Origin of the sequence: Amycolatopsis eburnea, assembly GCF_003937945.1 — a bacterium.
Classification (GTDB): domain Bacteria; phylum Actinomycetota; class Actinomycetes; order Mycobacteriales; family Pseudonocardiaceae; genus Amycolatopsis; species Amycolatopsis eburnea.
The window spans coordinates 168,577-185,093 of record NZ_RSEC01000036.1 but is presented as its reverse complement, the minus strand read 5'-3'; the positions used below and the strand labels follow the sequence as shown (position 1 = coordinate 185,093).

At 72.2% G+C, this 16,517-nt stretch carries 19 protein-coding genes; 11 read left to right on the top strand and 8 right to left on the bottom strand.

The genetic code is table 11. The features are described from left to right. Nucleotides 1–307 precede the first annotated feature (307 nt). Together EIY87_RS13400 and EIY87_RS49120 are read left to right on the top strand one after the other, a co-directional pair. Nucleotides 308–724, top strand: coding sequence for a roadblock/LC7 domain-containing protein (locus tag EIY87_RS13400; RefSeq protein WP_072476021.1), 417 nt, complete (start codon nt 308–310; stop codon nt 722–724). A gap of 6 nt (nt 725–730) precedes the next feature. Further along, complete coding sequence (locus tag EIY87_RS49120) at nt 731–1,627, top strand: DUF742 domain-containing protein (RefSeq protein WP_125308027.1); 897 nt, start codon at nt 731–733, stop codon at nt 1,625–1,627. Here EIY87_RS49120 and EIY87_RS13390 read toward each other — a convergent pair. Next, complete coding sequence (locus tag EIY87_RS13390) at nt 1,624–2,193, bottom strand: hypothetical protein (protein ID WP_125308026.1); 570 nt, start codon at nt 2,191–2,193, stop codon at nt 1,624–1,626. The genes EIY87_RS49120 and EIY87_RS13390 overlap by 4 nt on opposite strands. 161 nt (nt 2,194–2,354) lie before the next feature. Beyond that, nucleotides 2,355–4,592 carry a helicase-associated domain-containing protein gene (locus tag EIY87_RS13385; protein ID WP_125308025.1) on the bottom strand — a complete coding sequence of 746 codons (2,238 nt, stop codon included), beginning with the start codon at nt 4,590–4,592 and terminating at the stop codon, nt 2,355–2,357. Between the two features lie 89 nt (nt 4,593–4,681). On the opposite strand from EIY87_RS13385, the gene EIY87_RS13380 reads away from it, so the two are divergent. The 3 genes from EIY87_RS13380 (at nt 4,682) to EIY87_RS13370 (ending at nt 7,969) form a co-directional block, all read left to right on the top strand. Continuing rightward, entirely contained in the window at nt 4,682–4,867 is a 186-nt protein-coding gene (locus tag EIY87_RS13380) for a hypothetical protein (protein WP_125308024.1), read from the top strand. Between the two features lie 98 nt (nt 4,868–4,965). Then, entirely contained in the window at nt 4,966–6,357 is a 1,392-nt protein-coding gene (locus EIY87_RS13375) for an NAD-dependent malic enzyme (RefSeq protein ID WP_125308023.1), read from the top strand. Between the two features lie 97 nt (nt 6,358–6,454). Further along, a complete protein-coding gene (locus tag EIY87_RS13370) occupies nt 6,455–7,969 on the top strand; it encodes an alpha/beta hydrolase (RefSeq protein WP_125308022.1) in 1,515 nt (504 codons plus the stop codon). Nucleotides 7,970–8,626: 657 nt separating this feature from the next. On the opposite strand, the gene EIY87_RS13365 is transcribed toward EIY87_RS13370, so the two are convergent. After that, nucleotides 8,627–9,037, bottom strand: a complete 411-nt coding sequence (locus EIY87_RS13365; protein ID WP_125308021.1) for a PIN domain-containing protein — start codon at nt 9,035–9,037, stop codon at nt 8,627–8,629. Further along, entirely contained in the window at nt 9,025–9,291 is a 267-nt protein-coding gene (locus EIY87_RS13360; RefSeq protein ID WP_125308020.1) for a type II toxin-antitoxin system Phd/YefM family antitoxin, read from the bottom strand. The genes EIY87_RS13365 and EIY87_RS13360 overlap by 13 nt, the downstream gene beginning before the upstream one ends. An 83-nt stretch (nt 9,292–9,374) precedes the next feature. Here EIY87_RS13360 and moaC point away from each other — a divergent pair, with 83 nt between their 5' ends. Together moaC and EIY87_RS13350 are read left to right on the top strand one after the other, a co-directional pair. Further along, on the top strand, nt 9,375–9,845 hold the full coding sequence (moaC, locus tag EIY87_RS13355; RefSeq protein ID WP_125308019.1) for a cyclic pyranopterin monophosphate synthase MoaC: 471 nt from the start codon (nt 9,375–9,377) through the stop codon (nt 9,843–9,845). Then, nucleotides 9,842–10,762, top strand: coding sequence for a molybdenum cofactor biosynthesis protein MoaE (locus EIY87_RS13350; RefSeq protein ID WP_125308018.1), 921 nt, complete (start codon nt 9,842–9,844; stop codon nt 10,760–10,762). The genes moaC and EIY87_RS13350 overlap by 4 nt, the downstream gene beginning before the upstream one ends. Here the strand turns inward: EIY87_RS13350 and EIY87_RS13345 are convergent. Further along, entirely contained in the window at nt 10,749–11,195 is a 447-nt protein-coding gene (locus tag EIY87_RS13345; RefSeq protein WP_125308017.1) for a nitroreductase/quinone reductase family protein, read from the bottom strand. The genes EIY87_RS13350 and EIY87_RS13345 overlap by 14 nt on opposite strands. Before the next feature lie 56 nt (nt 11,196–11,251). On the opposite strand from EIY87_RS13345, the gene EIY87_RS13340 reads away from it, so the two are divergent. Then, nucleotides 11,252–11,770 (top strand): MarR family winged helix-turn-helix transcriptional regulator, encoded by a 519-nt coding sequence (locus tag EIY87_RS13340; RefSeq protein ID WP_225439855.1) that lies wholly within the window; start codon nt 11,252–11,254, stop codon nt 11,768–11,770. A 28-nt stretch (nt 11,771–11,798) separates the two neighbouring features. On the opposite strand, the gene EIY87_RS13335 is transcribed toward EIY87_RS13340, so the two are convergent. From EIY87_RS13335 to moaA, 3 genes are all read right to left on the bottom strand, one after another. After that, a complete protein-coding gene (locus EIY87_RS13335; RefSeq protein WP_125308016.1) occupies nt 11,799–12,428 on the bottom strand; it encodes a LysM peptidoglycan-binding domain-containing protein in 630 nt (209 codons plus the stop codon). Between the two features lie 886 nt (nt 12,429–13,314). After that, nucleotides 13,315–13,575, bottom strand: a complete 261-nt coding sequence (locus EIY87_RS13330) for a MoaD/ThiS family protein (RefSeq protein WP_191984080.1) — start codon at nt 13,573–13,575, stop codon at nt 13,315–13,317. A gap of 1 nt (nt 13,576) precedes the next feature. Beyond that, nucleotides 13,577–14,584, bottom strand: a complete 1,008-nt coding sequence (gene moaA, locus EIY87_RS13325) for a GTP 3',8-cyclase MoaA (protein ID WP_125308015.1) — start codon at nt 14,582–14,584, stop codon at nt 13,577–13,579. A gap of 149 nt (nt 14,585–14,733) precedes the next feature. Here moaA and EIY87_RS13320 point away from each other — a divergent pair, with 149 nt between their 5' ends. From EIY87_RS13320 to modA, 3 genes are read left to right on the top strand one after another with little or no spacing between them, the layout of a single operon-like run. Next, complete coding sequence (locus EIY87_RS13320; RefSeq protein WP_125309717.1) at nt 14,734–15,213, top strand: MarR family winged helix-turn-helix transcriptional regulator; 480 nt, start codon at nt 14,734–14,736, stop codon at nt 15,211–15,213. Between the two features lie 33 nt (nt 15,214–15,246). Then, nucleotides 15,247–15,651 (top strand): TOBE domain-containing protein, encoded by a 405-nt coding sequence (locus tag EIY87_RS13315; RefSeq protein WP_086857225.1) that lies wholly within the window; start codon nt 15,247–15,249, stop codon nt 15,649–15,651. Next, the gene (gene modA, locus EIY87_RS13310) at nt 15,648–16,457 is read left to right on the top strand and encodes a molybdate ABC transporter substrate-binding protein (RefSeq protein WP_125308014.1); all 810 of its coding nucleotides are present in this window, start codon (nt 15,648–15,650) and stop codon (nt 16,455–16,457) included. The genes EIY87_RS13315 and modA overlap by 4 nt, the downstream gene beginning before the upstream one ends. The last annotated feature ends 60 nt before the right edge of the window (nt 16,458–16,517 follow it).

Genomic DNA, 16,517 nt, shown 5'->3' with positions numbered 1-16,517 from the left:
CCCCGCCGGTCCGCGGCGACCGGCGGCGCGGCCGCGGGTCGTGGCCGGCGGCACACCGGCTGACCTGCGCCGACACCTCGCGGTGGCGGTGCGGGACCGGCGTCGTCGGCTGTCGCCCGGAAGCGTGACCCCGTCCGGGTCGGCGCGGAGCGCGGCCACGCGCACACGTAGGGTGCGCAGCGGCCGGCCCGTGGTGGACTCGACACCACGGGCGGTGCGAATACGCTTTACCGTGGCGTTGTCGACCGGCCGTGCCGGACGCTCCGGGGTGCGGCGCGCGATGCCGCACGAGCAAGGAGGGGCAGTAGTGACGGCTTCCGGCCAAGGCACATTCGGCTGGCTCATCACGGACTTCGTGCGCCGGGTACCGGGTGCGGCGCACGCCGTCCTGGTGTCCGCGGACGGGCTGCTCCTGGCGCCGTCGGAAGGGCTGCCGCAGGAGCGCGCCGAGCAGCTGTCCGCCGTCGCGTCCGGGCTGATCAGCCTGACGCAGGGCGCCGCGCGCTGCTTCGAGGCCGGTGGCGTCAACCAGACCGTGGTGGAGATGGAGCGCGGCTACTTGTTCTTGATGTCCGTTTCGGACGGTTCGTCGCTCGCGGTGCTGGCCGCCCCGACGTGCGACATCGGCACGGTCGCCTACGAGATGACCCTGCTCGTCGAGCGCGTCGGCCAGCAGATCACCCCCGAGCTGCGCGCGCAGCTCCAGGGCGGCGTGCGTGGGTAGGTCGAGATGAGGATTTCGGGATTCGACGATCCGGACTCCAGCGGCTGGGACGCACTGCACCGCGGCACCGAGCGCGAGGGTTTCGATTCGCCCAGCAAGTTCGACATGTCGACGCTGTCGATGATCATGCCCAAGCGCAAGCCGTCACGGCCGCAGCCGGACCCGCAGGGCTACACCGACGAGGACACCCGTGAGTGGGGCTCGTCGGCGGCCGACGAGGAGTACACCGGCGGCCACCGGCGCCGCGACGACTACGCGGACGCGCAGGCAACCCACTACGCCGAGGACGACTACGACCCGGCCGAGCCCGAGTGGCAGGACGGCGAGGTCTACGAGCCGGAGCCGCCCGCACTGGAACCGGCCTGGACCCCGCCGCGGGGTGCCCGGCCGCCCGCGCCGCCTCGGCCACCGCGCCCGCCCGCGCCCCGGCCCCCGATGGCGGCCCCGCCTTCGTGGACGCCCCCGCCGGACCCGGAGACCCGCTGGATCCCGCAGCCGGAGCCGTGGGAGGACCCGGCCTGGAACGAACCGGCCCGCGTCGCGAGCCCGGTGCCGGTCGCTTCGGCGAACTCACGGGTCCGCCCGTACACCCGCACCGGCGGGCGCACGCGGTCCGACCACAACCTGGCGCTGGAGGCGCTGGTCTCGACGTCCGACGACGGCCGCCGGTACCGCGGGGTCCGGTCGGTCGAGCACCGCCGGATCTGCGACCTGTGCCTGGACACCCGGTCGGTCGCCGAGATCGCCGCCCACCTGCGGCTGCCGCTGGGCGTGGTGAAGATCCTCGTCGGCGACATGGCCGACATCGGCCTGGTGCTGATCCACCAGACCGAGCTGATCCTCGGCGACCGCTCGTCCCGCGAGTTCATGGAGCGCGTGCTCGCGGGACTGCGCGCCCTCTAACCCGCGGTGAGGTCGAGGGCCAGGGTGTTGCCCGGCCCCGCCACCGCCGTGTTGAGCACAGGCGTCGCCGACCCGCAGTTCGCGAACTCGCCGAGCGAGTACGTCGAGGTGAGGCGGCCGCCCTGGCCCGTGACGAAGCCGTCCGAGACGAGTTCCGTCGTCACCGGCTGGGCGGTGCCGCAGGACGCGCCGACGTCGTACGGGACGCCGTTCACGCGCACGTCCGACAGCTTGACCGGCCAGGTCGCCGAGCCGGTGAAGCCGCCGAAGACCGAGCCGCCGGCGCTGCCGGGCCCGAGCGTGACGGTGCCGCTGACCGCGCCGATGCCGGGCACCACCTTGGTCACCTTCACCGGCGGCAGCGTGATCGTGCCGTAGAAGGTGTACGAGCCGATCTGCGTGTACATGTCGAACTGCCCCGGTCCGAGCTTCAGCTCGGCGCCCGGCTTCGCGATGTGCGTCGTCCCGCTGACGGTGTACTTCGAGTAGACCGGCGGCCCGGCTGCCTCGGCCGCTCCGGAGAAGCCCGCCCCACCCACGATCGTCGCCGCCGCTACGGCGGTCACCCGCGTTCCCCACTTCATGGACCAGGCTTACCACCTGCGACGACGGTCCGGTGGGGATTCACCGGAATCAGTGAGGCTTATTCAGCCGTCGGCCGCCACATGACTTTCGCAGTGACCAGCGGTATCCAGCGTGGGGCGTGGCGGCCTAACCAGAATAAGCCTCAGTCCTCGACGATCGCCGCCGAGGTGATCCGGTGGAGGGAGTACCGCTCGTTGTTCTCGCCCTCGAGGATCCCGCCGCCGACCCGCACCGGCCGGATCACGCGCTGGCTGGCCGTGCCGCGGGAGTCCACGAACCCGATCCACACCTCACGGCGCTCCAGCGTGGCCCGGGACAGCAGCTCCAGCGTGGCGGAGGTGTCCGCGCCGCCGCCGACCGGCGCGCGCACCGCCGAGCCGCGGCGCCGGGCCGAAGCCGCGTCGCCCGCGCGCAGGTTGGACACGATCCGGGTCGCCTGGTCTTCGGTCAGCACCGCCTGCTCACCCGGGTTCCGGCGGGCCGCGCGCGCCTTCGCGGGCAGCCGCCTGCCACCCGGGCGGATGTCGACGACCCGCCCGTCGGGACCCTCCGCGGCCGGGGCGAACCCGGCCCCGCGCAGCCCGGCCAGCACCTCGTGCAGCGGGTCGGGGCTGACCACGACGGTCGGCGCGATCAGCCGCAGGTCGTGCTCCGCCGCGACCGGGTGGGCCAGCACCTCCGCCAGCAGCGCCTCGTCGTCGCACCGCAGGAACGACGCCGCGACCCCGCCGCGCAGCCTGCCGTGCCGCCGGGCGACGTCGTCGACCAGGTAGCTCAGCCCCTGCGGCACCGGCGTCGCCGACTTGGCCTTGAAGAGCGCGTGCAGCTCGTCGGCGGTGCGGCCGGTGTCCAGCGCGCGCCGCACCGAGGCCTCGGTGATCCGGTAGACGGTCGCGTGCCCGGCCGATTCGACGTCGGCGACCGCGTCCATCTCGGCGGCCAGCTCCGGCTCCAGCGGGCCCGGTGCGACCACCGTCAGGTCGGCCTGCAGCAGCACGTGGTCCACCGGCGCGGGCAGCGCGTCCAGGATCGCCTCGACGGCGCCCGGCCGGTCATCGGCGAGCAGCGCGCGCGTCGCCGTCGTGACGCCGCCGAGCCCGACCAGGCCCAGCGCGCTCGCCTCGGCCATGGTCCAGCGCACGGTCTCGTCCCGCAGCCGCCCGCCGCGCCGGGGCGCCCGCCAGGCCAGCACGGCGACGAGCTCGTCGACGCTCTTGACCCCGGCACCCTCGGGGAGGTCGGCCAGTGCCGCGAGGACCCGGCGCCGCGCGACCGGCGCGAGCGGGCGGCGCAGCTCCTCCGACAGCGGCGCGACCGGCTTGTCCTTGGCGTCGCGCCCGCCGGCCAGCCCGGGCAGCCGCGGCAGCTCCAGCCACGCCTGGGCCAGCGTCATCCAGCGTTGCGCGGTCGGCGACGCGAGCCACGAGTCGGTCAGCGTCGTCGGCACCCACTCGGGCGCGGTCGTCTCGCTGTCGGCGACGAGCCCGGCGCCCACGGCCAGCTCGGCCAGCAGGGTCGCCTGCGCCTCGTCGATCTCCAGGTCCTTCGCGAGCTTCTTCAGCTCGCGCACGCCGAGGCCGCCCGACTTGAGCACCGGCGGCGGCGCGGCCGACCACGCCCGCAGCAGGGATTCGGTGTGGCGCAGGAACTCCATCGCCTCGCCGGCCGCGGCCTGGTCCACAGTGGACGGCTGGTGCGGGTGCACCGGCAGGGCGGGCTCGGTGAGCGTCCCGGGCGCGAAGGCCCCGCCGCGCACCGCGATGCCGAGCTCGCGCGGCAGCTCGACGGTCTGGTCGTCGCGGCGCAGCAGCAGCCCACGGGCCAGCAGCTTCTGCACCGGCGTCTCGGCCTTCTCGAGCGAGAGGTCGAGGCCGGCGTCGCGGGTCCGGCCGATCGGCGGCCCGGCGGCGAGGGCGGCGAGCACCCCGCGTTCGTCGTCGGACAGCTCGGCGAGCCGCGCTTCGAGGTCTTCGCCGGCGAGCGACGGCGAGGAGGCACCCAGCCCGGCCGGGAACGGCCCGAGCGCCTCCCTGGCCGCGGGCGGCACGCGCACGGCGTCGTCGGTACCCCAGGCCAGCGCCCGCTTGCGCAGCCGGGTCAGCGGCTCGGCGACGTCGGCGCCGACCAGCTTCGCGACGTCTTCGACCGGCACCGGGTCGCGGTCCGCGCCGGCCAGCAAGCAGGCTTCGAGCACGGCGAGGGTGAAGCTGTCGAGGTCTTCGCAGGCACGCGCGACCGAGCCCGGCGTGCCGGCCCGGGTGGCCAGCACCGTGCTGTCGGAGGGCGGCGGCGTGGACAGGTCGCGCCGCGTGCGGAGCAGTTCGGTGAGTGCGCCGTCGGACTCCGCGCGCAGCCAGTCCGCCAGAGAGGTCGCGGGCATAGACGACCAGGATACCGGGCGGTTGCGACCGCGCCGCCGGGCTCAGGCAGACTGTGGTCGGAGAACCGAGCACAGCTGTGGAGGACGTTGTGGCCAAGGGTGAGAAGAAGCACAAGGGCATCGACCCGACCTGGCCGGGCGAGGCCGGCGAGCACCCCGTGACCGAGCTCGCGTCCGACCGCCAGGGCTCGCTGTCGCCGTTCGGCGACATCACCTTCCCGCTCGACTCGGTGCCCTACGTGCACCCCGAGACCGAGATCAACCGCCAGCCGTAAAGTTACTGGTCAGTACCGGTATCGGCCCCTCGTGAGGGCGGTCACGGGAGTAGGTTCGCACCCGTCCCAGCCACCTTTCCCATGCGGGGGTAAGTGCCATGCCGGTTCCCGGTCCCGGATATTCGATCACCGTCCGGGTCGAGGCCCCGGCTTCGTCCAGCGCGGCCGGTGACCTCACCACCGCCGTCGGGCGGGTCGGCGGCGTGCTGACCGCGTTCGACGTCGTCGAGTCGCACTCGGACTCGATCGTGGTCGACATCAGCGCCAACGCGCTGTCGGAGAACCACGCGAACGACATCACGCAGACGCTCGATTCGCTGCCCGGCGTCAAGGTCCGCAAGGTCTCCGACCGGACGTTCCTGATCCACCTCGGCGGCAAGATCGAGGTCACCCCCAAGGTCGCGCTCCGCAACCGCGACGACCTCTCCCGCGCCTACACGCCGGGCGTCGCCCGCGTCTGCCAGGCGATCGCGAACAACCCCGAGGACGCGCGCCGGCTGACCATCAAGCGCAACACCGTCGCGGTGCTCACCGACGGCTCCGCGGTGCTCGGCCTCGGCAACATCGGCCCGGCCGCGGCGCTGCCGGTGATGGAGGGCAAGGCGGCGCTGTTCAAGAAGTTCGCCGACGTCGACGCGTGGCCGGTCTGCCTGGACACCCAGGACACCGAAGAGATCATCATGATCGCCAAGGCGCTGGCCCCGGTGTACGCGGGCATCAACCTCGAGGACATCGCCGCGCCGCGCTGCTTCGAGATCGAGAAGCGCCTGCGCGAGCAGCTCGACATCCCGGTGTTCCACGACGACCAGCACGGCACCGCGATCGTGGTCGTGGCCGCGCTGCGCAACGCCCTGCGCGTGGTCGGCAAGAACATCGAGGACTGCAAGATCGTGGTCAGCGGCGTCGGCGCGGCCGGCTCGGCGATCATCCGCCTGCTGCTGCACAAGAACCCGGCCGACATCGTCGCCGCGGACATCGACGGCGTCGTCCACTCCGCGCGCGGCAATCTCGACGACAACCTCACGTGGATCGCGTCGCACACGAACAAGGAGCAGGTCAGCGGCACCCTGCACGAGGCGCTGGCCGGCGCGGACGTCTTCATCGGCGTCTCGGCGCCCAACCTGTTCGGCGCCGAGCAGGTCGCGACGATGAACAAGGACGCCGTGGTCTTCGCGCTGGCCAACCCGGACCCGGAGATCGACCCGCTGGAAGCGCAGAAGCACGCCGCCGTCGTGGCCACCGGCCGCAGCGACTTCCCGAACCAGATCAACAACGTCCTGGCCTTCCCCGGCGTCTTCCGCGGCCTGCTGGACGCGCACGCGCACAACATCGACGACTCGATGCTGCTCGCGGCGGCCGACGCGATCGCCGACGTCGTCGACAACGGCAAGCTCAACGCGTCGTTCATCGTCCCGAGCGTGTTCGACAGCGCGGTGGCGCCGGCGGTCGCCGAGGCCGTGCGGAAGGCCGTGCGCGCCGAGCAGGGCTGAGTCATCACTTCGGAGGACCCCGGAATCGTTCCTTCGCAGGACGACCGGGGTCCTTCCCTTCCCTAGGCTGAGAGGCGACTCACCAGGGGGAGATCACATGCTGAGGAGTTCGCTGGCCGCCGTGGTGGCGGCCATGACCGTGACGTTGGCGCCCGCGGTGGCGGAGGCGTCTGTTCCGTTGACGTGGGGCGCGTGCCCGGCGGACGTGACGTTGCCGGGCCTGGAGTGCGCGACGCTCGACGTCCCGCTCGACTACCGGAAGCCGGACGGCACGCAGATCGAGGTCGCCGTCTCGCGGCTGAAGAGCACGAACCCGGCGCACCGCCGTGGCGTGCTGCTGACCAACCCGGGCGGCCCCGGCGGGCCGGGCCTCGACCTGCCGGCGGCCCTGAAGCTGATCGGGCTGCCGCAAGGAGTGCTGGACGCGTACGACGTCATCGGCTTCGACCCGCGCGGCGTCGGCCACAGCACACCGGTGACGTGTGACCTGGCCCCGGCGCAGCTGAGGAGCAACGTCCCGCCGTACGCCACGAACCCGGCCGACGTGGCAGCACGCGCCGAGTACGTGAAGGGCATCGCGCACCAGTGCGGCACGTCGCGATCGGCGTGGCTGCTGCCGTACGTCACAACGGCGAACACGGCCCGCGACATGGACCGCATCCGCGCGGCACTGGGCGAGCCGAAGTTGTCGTACTACGGCGTTTCGTACGGCTCGTACCTCGGGGCGGTGTACACAACGCTGTTCCCGCAGCGCAGCGACCGGATCGTGCTGGACAGCAACACTTCCACGGGCGGCCTGGACCTCACGGGCTCCCGCCTGCTGGCCCAGGGCTTCGACGACCGTTTCCCGGACTTCGCCGCGTACGCCGCGTCGCACCCGGAGAACGGCCTGGGTACTTCGCCGGCCCAGGTGACGGCGAAGTACTTCGACCTGGCGCGTCGCCTGGACGCGGTCCCGAACTCGCAAGGCATCGACGGCAAGCTGTTCCGCCAGCTCACGTTCGGCATGCTGTACTACGACGCCACCCTCCCGTACCTGGCGACGGCGTGGCACGCCCTCGACACCGGCCAGCCGATCGCACCCCCACCCGGCGACACGATCCCGGGCATCGAGAACCTGTTGTCCAGCCAGCTGTACGTGATCTGCGGCGACTCGAACTGGCCCGAGTCGGTCTGGACGTACCAGAAGAACGTAGCCCTGAACCGCTTCCACCACCCCCTGTTCGGCCCGGCGGCGGCCAACATCTGGCCCTGCGCGTACTGGCCGACGGATCCGCTGGAACCCCCGGTCCGCATCAGCGACCGAGGCCCGTCGAACGTGCTGCTGGCCCAGAACCTCCGCGACCCGGCAACCCCACTGACCGGCGCTTTGCGACTACGCCAGGCACTGGGCAACCGAGCCCGCCTGGTGACAGCTGACCAAGGCGGCCACGGCACGTACTTGTTCGGCACCAACAGCTGCGCGAACGACACGGTGACGGCCTTCCTGACGACGGGACTCCGCCCGCCACAGGACAAGGCTTGCGCCGCCGAGCCCTCCCGCCCCGCTCCGGCGGCGCAAGCCCACCTGCGCTTGGCGGCGGGGTTGGGGGTGGGGCTCTTCCGGAGTTAGCCCAGCACCTGCGCGGCTCCGCCCGCGCGGCCGGCCAGGCTCACCCGGCCCACTGACCGGCGCCGCCCGCAGAGCCAGTCGGGCTAGTCCGGTCGGCCCGAGCCTGGCTGGCCGGCCTGCCCGCCTCGTCCGCTCAGTCGCGCGAGCCTGGCTGGCCTCGTCCGCTCAGCTGGCCGAGCCTGGCTGGCTTGCCTGCGTCGTCCGCTCAGTCGGCCGAGGTGGACGAGGGCTGTGCTGCCCATTCCGTCGGGCGCTGCCCTCGGTAGCCGATTTGTTCAGTTCGCTGCCCCGGTGTCCTCGGGCGGCCGAGGTGGACGAGGGCTGTGCCGCCCATGCCGCCGGGCGCTGCCCTCGGTAGCCGAGTTGTTCAGCTCGCTGCCCCCGGTGTCCTGGGGCGGCCGAGGTGGACGAGGGCTGCGCCGCTCATCCCGTCGGTCCGCTCAGCTGGCCGAGCCGGGCTGGCGGCCTGCCCGCCTCGTCCGCTCAGCCAGCCGAGGTGAACGAGGGCTGCGCCGCCCATCCCGTCGGGCGCCGCCCTCGGCAGCCGAGCTGCCCAGCTCACCAACCCGGCGTCCCCGGGCAGCCAAGCCGCTCAACCCCGCCGCCCAGGCGCTCGGCGGCATCCCAGTTCACGCTCAACCAAGCCCCGGCAGCCGCTCACCAGCTCCGCTGCAGCACCCGCACCTCGACCTCCGGCAGATCCTCGAACCGCGCCCGCCCATCCGTCGTCACCAAAACCCGGCCGGTAGCCCGAGCAGTCGCCGCGATGATCAGGTCGTGCGCCCCGCGCACCTGCCCACCCCGCCGCAGATGAGCCAGCAGCTCAGCGTGGTGCTCGACCACACTCGCCGAGTAATCGACAACCGGCGTCACGGCCAGCAGCTCGGTCAAAAACGCACTGTGCGCCGCCCGCCGCGCCGGGTTCGGGTCGAGCAACAGGCCTGCCTGGTACTCCGTGACCACCAGCGCCGGGACGGCGACGTCATCGTCATCCCCGATGGCTCCCGACGGCAGCCGGCCGCGGGCGGCGTCGATGAGGATTCCGGTGTCGAGGATCAGTCGTGCCACGGGTCGCTGTCCAGCTCGGCCGACGCTGTCTCGCGGACCTTGGCCACGTTCTCCGCGAACCGGTCGTCGACGTCGAGCTTGCCGGCCCAGCGGTGGAACACCGCGCACACCGCGACGCCGTTCGTGTGCGGGGCGGGCGTGATCAGTGCGACCCGCTTGCCGTTGCGGGTGACGGCGATCGTTTCGCCGTTCTCCGCCTCGTCGAGCACGGCCGAGAACGACCTGGAGGCCTCGGAAGCGGATAGTTCGATCACGAGATTCAGATTATCAGATTCCGAGATCCTGAATCAAGGGGTCGCGGCGACCCGCCCGCCGGCGCCGGAAGTAGCCTCGGCGTGTGAGTGAACTCAGCCACGTCGACGAAACCGGCGCCGCCCGGATGGTCGACGTCTCCGGCAAGACCGCCACCGCGCGCACCGCGCTCGCGGCCGGGACCGTGCGGACCACCGCCGAGGTGCTCCGGCTGCTCGCGAGCGACGGCCTCCCCAAGGGCGACGCCCTCGCCACCGCGCGGATCGCCGGGATCATGGGTGCCAAGCGGGTGCCCGAGCTGATCCCGCTGTGCCACCAGATCGCGCTGTCCGGGGTGAAGGTGGAGTTCGAGCTGGGCGAGGCCGAGGTCCGGATCCGCGCGACGGCCAAGACCACCGACGTCACCGGCGTCGAGATGGAGGCGCTGACCGCCGTTGCGGTCGCCGGGCTGACGCTGCACGACATGATCAAGGCCGTCGACCCGGCGGCGACGCTGGACGAGGTCCGCCTGCTCCGCAAGGACGGCGGCAAGACCGGAACCTGGGAGCGGCCGTGAAGCGCACCGCGCGGGTGATCGTGGCGTCCAACCGCGCCGCGAAGGGCGTCTACGAGGACAAGACCGGGCCGGTCATCGTCGCCTGGCTGGCCGGGCGCGGGTACGACGTGCCGGCGCCGGTGGTCGTCGAGGACGGCGAGCCGGTGGGGGTCGCGCTGCGGGCCGCGCTCGCGGACGGCGTCGCCGTCGTGCTCACCACCGGCGGCACCGGCATCTCGCCGACCGATCGCACGCCGGACGTCACCCGCGCCGTCCTGGACCACGAGCTGCCGGGTGTGGCGGACGCGATCCGCGCGGCCGGGCTGCCCAAGGTGCCCACGGCGGTCCTGTCCCGCGGGGTCGCTGGCGTGGCCGGGCGGACCCTGGTCGTCAACCTCCCGGGCTCCAGCGGCGGCGTGAAGGACGGCCTGGGCGTCCTGGACGGCATCCTGGACCACGCCGTCGACCAGCTGGCGGGCGGAGACCACCCACGGCCCGTCGCGGCCGGCCCGGCGGTCCGCGTGGCACGGGCGCTCGTCACCGAGGACGTGCTGTCCGTCGAGGAGCACGCCCGCCTGGTCGAGGACGACGCCGCGGGCGCGGTCGCGACCTTCGCGGGGGTCGTCCGCGACCACGACGGCGGCAAGGGCGTGCGCGACCTGACCTACGAAGGCCACCCCAGCGCGGGCGACGTGATCGCGGACGTCGTCGCGGACCTGGCGGCGCGCTGGACCGGCGTCCGCGCGGTGGCGGTGAGCCACCGCGTCGGGCCGCTGACGATCGGCGACGTCGCGCTGGCGTGCGCCGTGGCGGCGGAGCACCGCGGCCAGGCGTTCTCGGCGTGCGCGGAGCTCGTGGACGAGGTCAAGGCGCGGCTGCCGGTCTGGAAGCACCAGCACTTCACCGACGGCACCGACGAGTGGGTCAACTCGCCCTGAGCCGGAAGACGGCCACGCGCCCGGCGGCCGCGGCGAACCCGTCCGGGTCGGCGCCGTCGACGAGGCCGAGCTTCACGAACATCGGCACCCCGTGCGGCACCTCGCGCGGGAACGCCCGCATGACCTGCTCGCGGACGCCGGGATCGGTGACTTCCTCGAGCGTCACGGCCTGCTTCCGGCGCCCGTGGGCCAGCTCGCCCCGGCCGGCGGCGCGGACGTTGCGCGCCCAGTCGCCGTCGGGCACGCCCGCGATGACGTAGCGGTGGCCGTCGACGGTCAGCGGCGAGACCGGCGTGGGGCGTGGCGCGCCCGAGCGGCGGCCGGGGACGGTCAGGACGTGGATGGTGCCCAGGCGCAGCCCCAGCCGCGTCAGGAGCCGGACGACGCGGTTGGCGGGACGGAGCCAGCGAGGCAGGGCGGTTCGGGTCCGCATGGCGGCAAAACCTTTCGACGATCGAAATATTTGCTCGCCAAGGTAGACTCTTTCGAGTGTCGAAGCAATCACTGGTCACCGAGGCGACCCACGCGGCGTCGGACTTCGGCGCGGCGAACGACGTGGTGGACGAAGCCGCGGCGGCCGCGTTCGGGGTGAACCGCACGGACCTGCGGATCATCGGCCTGGTCGCGGCATCGGGCGCGCTGACGGCGGGCCGGCTGGCGGCGGAGGCGAACTTGAGCCCCGCGGCGACGACGACGGCGATCCAGCGCCTGACGCGGGCGGGGCACCTGACCCGCCGGACGGACGCCGACGACCGGCGCCGGGCGGTGGTGGAGCTGACGCCGGGCGCGGCGGAGCTGCTGGCGGAGATCTACGCGCCGATCGAGCGCGCGGGCCGCGCCATCCTGGAGGACTACGCGCCGGAGCAGCTGGCGCTGGTGATCGAGGTGCTGCGGAAGGGCGAGCGGATGCAGCGGGCGGAAGCCGCCCGGATCCGGGCCCGGGAACCACTCAGCCCTCCACCGCCCGGGGGATCGGCGGTGGAGGGCTGTGAGGAGTCACGGCGCTAGGCCGGACTTGCGCATCGCTGCGCGATCGTCACTTGGTGGCGATCTTCTGGCCGACGAGGATCAGGTCCGCGTTCGGGATGTACTTCGCGTTCAGCTCCTGCAGCTTCGCGTAGCCGCCCTGGACGTTGAACTGCTTGGCGATCTTGGACAGGGTGTCGCCCGCCACGACGGTGTAGTCACCGGCCGGGTTCGAGCTGCTGACACCGGACACCGCCGGGGCCGCCTTCGGAGCCGCCGCCTTCGGGGCGGTCGTGCTCTTCTTCGGGGTCACCTTCTTGGTGGTGCTGGTCTTCGCCTTGGGGGCCGACGAGCCGCCGCCCTTCTTGCCGCAGACCGGCCAGGCGCCGATGCCCTGGCCCTGCAGGACGCGCTCGGCCACGGCGATCTGCTGCTCGCGGGACGCGTTCTGCGGGCTGCCGGTGCCGCCGTAGGCCTTCCAGGTGCTCTGCGTGAACTGCAGGCCGCCGTAGTAGCCGTTGCCGGTGCTGGTGCTCCAGTTGCCGCCGCTCTCGCACTGCGCGATCGCGTCCCAGTTGGTCGCCGACGCGGGGGTCGCGGCGATCGCGAGGGGAGCGCCGACCGCGATGCCCGCGATGGCGACGCGAGCGACGGTGCGGGTGGCAGCGGACATCTTGCGGTGCTTGCCTCGGTAAGACATCTGAATGCATCTCGGTTTTCCTGCGCCTACGAGCCGGTGCTGAGGGTCAGGATCGGGGTCCTGGCGCCGGCCGTCTCAGGCCGGCAGACGAGTCCGACGCACGGCGCGTCTTCGTCGTCCCCTCGTCCCTGTCCGGAAATGCTTTCGCTCGGGGTATGGGTCCGGGGATCCGGTGGACAGGGCTAGGCGCTACGGATTCCCGGTCTTGCTGGCTGGTCGGGGCCAACCGAAAAGCGACGGTACGTAACGATCGCCGTGATCGGAAATTATTCGGGGCGTGACCTACGTCACAGTAACAGCACGCAACCTCGGTCGATACGGCTGTTTGCGCAGGTCAGAGGGCCGTTATCTGCCCGTTTCCTTGCCGAGACAAAACACGGATCGTGAGGCTTGCATCACGTGATTCGCGCAGCGAATGGACCATTCGCGTCGCCCGCTCGGCGATTGAAGCGCGCATCTTATGACCGCTGGCCGGAGTGCGCCAGACTTGACAATCCAGTCACTCATGCCCCACGAGTCACATCAGCCCCACCTGTTAGTGGGGTTTGAATCCCCGGCCGAAGCCGGTCGAAGGGGCGATGCCCCCGGGTGGGGGCCACGCACCGCGACCGACCAGGCGAAACGGGTCACCGGATGGGCGTCGCGGCGGGCTCGGATCAGCTTCTCGCGAACACCCGGATTTGATGACGCGTCACGCCGAGGCCCGGGAGGGCGGTCGGCGAGCGGTCGGCCGCGCCGCCCGAGCGGTGGGGAAATAACGGGAGGGGCGAAGTCGCGCCCGCAGGTGGGCGGCGCATGAGGGGGCTGCTGCTCCGCGCTCAGCGCGAGAGGAGACCGTCGTACGGGCTGTCAGAGCCTCGCAGCGCGTCCAGGCGAAGAGGCTGCGTCAGCCCCCGGCGAACGGGGGCAGCACGTCCAGCTCCGCCCCGTCCACCAGCACCCGGCCGAGGTCGCGCACCGCGACCCCGTCCAGCAGGTAGCTGACCGCGTCCAGCACCCGCGGCAGGCCCTCCGGGTGCAGGCGGCGGAGTTCGCTCACCGCGTCGGCGACCGAGGCTCCCGACGGCAGCTGGACCTTCTCCTCGTCCACCCCCGCCGCCGCGCGGGCCGAGGCGAAGTAGCGGACCACGATGGTCAGGGTCGTCATCTCAACCGCCGATCGCGCTCATCGGCCGGATCGGCTGGGCGAATCCGGCGTCGTTGATCTCGTGGCCGGCGAGCTTGCCCCACATCGTGGCCCGCCAGGCGTCCGCCACCTCCTCATCGCGCGCGCCCGCGCGCACGAGGGAGCGGAGGTCCGTCTCGTCGTTGCTGAACAGGCAGGAGCGGACCGCGCCGTCGGCGGTCAGGCGGGTGCGCTCGCACGCCGCGCAGAACGGCCTGGTCACCGAGGCGATCACGCCGACGTCGCCGGGGCCGCCGTCGACCAGCCAGCGCTCGGCCGGGGCGCCGCCCCGCGCCGCCGGGAACGGCGTCAGCTCGAACGACTCCTCCAGCATCGAAAGGATCTCCGACGCGGTGATCATCTCGCCGCGGTTCCAGCCGTGCTGGGCGTCCAGCGGCATCTGCTCGATGAACCGCAGGTGGTAGCCCTCGGCCAGGCAGAACTTCAGCAGCGGCACGGCTTCGGACTCGTTGACGCCGCGCATGAGCACCGCGTTGACCTTCACCGGCGACATCCCGGCGTCCCGCGCGGCCGCCATGCCGGCCAGCACGTGCGAGAGCCGGTCGCGCCGGGTGATCGTCTTGAACAGCTCCGGGTCGATCGTGTCCAGCGAGACGTTGATCCGGTTCAGGCCCGCCTCGGCGAGCGCCGCCGCCCGGCGCGCCAGGCCGATCCCGTTCGTGGTCATGGACAGCTTGGGCCGCGGCGAAAGCGCCGTGATCCGCCCGACGAGGTCCTCGAGGCCCGGGCGCAGCAGCGGTTCGCCGCCGGTGAGCCGGATGTCGGTGATGCCGAGCCGCTCGACGGCGATCCGCATCAGGCGGACCAGTTCGTCGTCGGTCAGCACCTGGTCGCCCGGCATCCAGTCGAGGCCTTCCGCGGGCATGCAGTAGGTGCAGCGCAGGTTGCACCGATCCGTGAGGGAAACCCGGAGATCGGTGGCCACCCGGCCGAAGGTGTCGATGAGGTGCGGGTTCTCGGGCCTGGGCACGCGAGATGACCCTCGTGTACCGGGGACGCGAGGAAACCCGAGATCCACTGCCGTCATTACGCACAGCGTAGCTCCGGAACGCCCGAAGTGAGTGGCTCGCTACGATACTTTGACGAGTGAGTGGTTCAGTTGCCGAACTAAGAGGTCCCGTGACGGAAAAGACCTACCCGGTCACCGACGATGAACTCTTCCGCTTCGCGGAATTGGGCCGTCAGGGCAGCACGCTGACGGTCCTCCGGCACGCCCGGATCGCCGAGCGGATGGGCCTGTCCGGTACCGACCACAAGACGTTCGACCTGGTCGTGCAATCGGGCGGACCGTTGACCGCCGGGCGGATCGCCGAGCTGACCGGCCTGTCGACCGGGGCGGTGACCGGCGTCATCGACCGGCTCGAGAAGGTCGGGCTGGTCCGCCGCGTCCGCGATCCGGAGGACCGCCGCAAGGTCCTCGTGGCCGTCGTGCCGGGGGCCGCGGAGCGCTTCGCGCCGCTCTTCGAGTCCGCCTTCGACGCCCTTCGCGAGACCCTGGCGCAGTTCTCCCCGACCGAGCGAAAAGCCATCGAGCGTTATCAGAACGTCATGCTCGAACAGCTGCGCGCGGAAATCCTCGACAATGGCCGCCCCACGTAGCTTTCCCTCAACTGCGGAGATAATGTCTCAGGCATGCCGCAATTTCGGTTGTCCGAGGCCGCACGCCTGCTCGGGGTCAGTGACGACACCGTGCGCCGGTGGGTGCGCGCGGGGCAGCTGACCGCCACCGACGACGCCGCCGGCCGCAAGGTCGTGGACGGCGCCCAGCTGGCCGGGTTCGCCCGGGCGCAGGCCGCCGGCCCCGAAGACCCGTCGACGGTCGGCCGCTCCGCCCGCAACCGGTTCGTCGGGCTGGTCACCGAGGTCATCGCCGACAAGGTGATGGCGCAGGTGGAACTGCAGTGCGGGGCGCACCGGGTGGTGTCCCTGATGAGTACGGAAGCCGTCCGCGAGCTGGGCCTGCGCCCCGGAGTGCTCGCGGTTGCAGTGGTCAAGGCGACCACCGTTGTGGTGGAAACACCGGAAGGAAGTCGATGAAGAAGCTCGCTCTCGCCGTCGCGGCCGTCGCCCTGTTCGCGGGCGCGTGCAGCAGCTCGGACGAGCCCAGCACGCAGACCGGCGGGTCGTCGGTCACCGCGCCCGCGCCCAAGGGGTCCGGGAACGCCGGCGGCGGCACGCTGACCGTGTTCGCGGCCGCGTCGCTCACCGAGTCGTTCACCGCGCTCGGCAAGGAGTTCGAAGCCCAGCACTCCGGCGTGACCGTGAAGTTCAGCTTCGCGGGCTCGTCCACCCTGGTGCAGCAGCTGACCAACGGCGCGAAGGCCGACGTCTTCGCCTCGGCCGACCAGGCCAACATGGACAAGGCGAACCAGGGCGGGGTGATCGACGGCCAGGCGACGGTGTTCGCCACGAACAAGCTCGCCATCGCCGTCGCGCCCGGCAACCCCAAGGGCATCAAGTCCTTCGCCGACCTCAACAAGGCCGGCCTGAACGTCGTGACGTGCGCGCCGCAGGTGCCGTGCGGCGCGGCGGCCAAGAAGGTCGAGCAGAACACCGGCGTCACGCTCAAGCCGAAGAGCGAGGAGCCGGACGTCAAGCAGGTGCTGAACAAGGTCGCCGCCGGGGACGCCGACGCGGGCCTCGTCTACGTCACCGACGCCACCTCCGCCGCGGGCAAGGTCGAGAAGGTCGACTTCCCCGAGGCCGCGCAGGCGGTCAACAGCTACCCGATCGCCGCGGTCAAGGGCGGGCAGGCCGAGCTGGCGCACCAGTTCGAGGAGTTCGTCCTCGGCACCGAGGGGAAGAACGAGCTGACGAAGGCCGGGTTCGGTCCTGCGCAGTGAGCGACGCCCGAACGGCCGGCCGGGATCCGTCCCGGCCGGCCGTTCGCGCGTCCCGTGGGT

Excerpts from the sequence above, each read along its gene's own strand:
- EIY87_RS49120 (WP_125308027.1), top strand. The coding sequence starts at position 731 with ATGAGGATTTCGGGATTCGACGATCCGGACTCCAGCGGCTGGGACGCA.
- EIY87_RS13385 (WP_125308025.1), bottom strand. The coding sequence starts at position 4,592 with ATGCCCGCGACCTCTCTGGCGGACTGGCTGCGCGCGGAGTCCGACGGC.
- EIY87_RS13375 (WP_125308023.1), top strand. The coding sequence starts at position 4,966 with ATGCCGGTTCCCGGTCCCGGATATTCGATCACCGTCCGGGTCGAGGCC.
- EIY87_RS13370 (WP_125308022.1), top strand. The coding sequence starts at position 6,455 with ATGCTGAGGAGTTCGCTGGCCGCCGTGGTGGCGGCCATGACCGTGACG.
- EIY87_RS13345 (WP_125308017.1), bottom strand. The coding sequence starts at position 11,195 with ATGCGGACCCGAACCGCCCTGCCTCGCTGGCTCCGTCCCGCCAACCGC.
- EIY87_RS13335 (WP_125308016.1), bottom strand. The coding sequence starts at position 12,428 with ATGTCTTACCGAGGCAAGCACCGCAAGATGTCCGCTGCCACCCGCACC.
- EIY87_RS13330 (WP_191984080.1), bottom strand. The coding sequence starts at position 13,575 with ATGACGACCCTGACCATCGTGGTCCGCTACTTCGCCTCGGCCCGCGCG.
- EIY87_RS13315 (WP_086857225.1), top strand. The coding sequence starts at position 15,247 with ATGCCGCAATTTCGGTTGTCCGAGGCCGCACGCCTGCTCGGGGTCAGT.
- modA (WP_125308014.1), top strand. The coding sequence starts at position 15,648 with ATGAAGAAGCTCGCTCTCGCCGTCGCGGCCGTCGCCCTGTTCGCGGGC.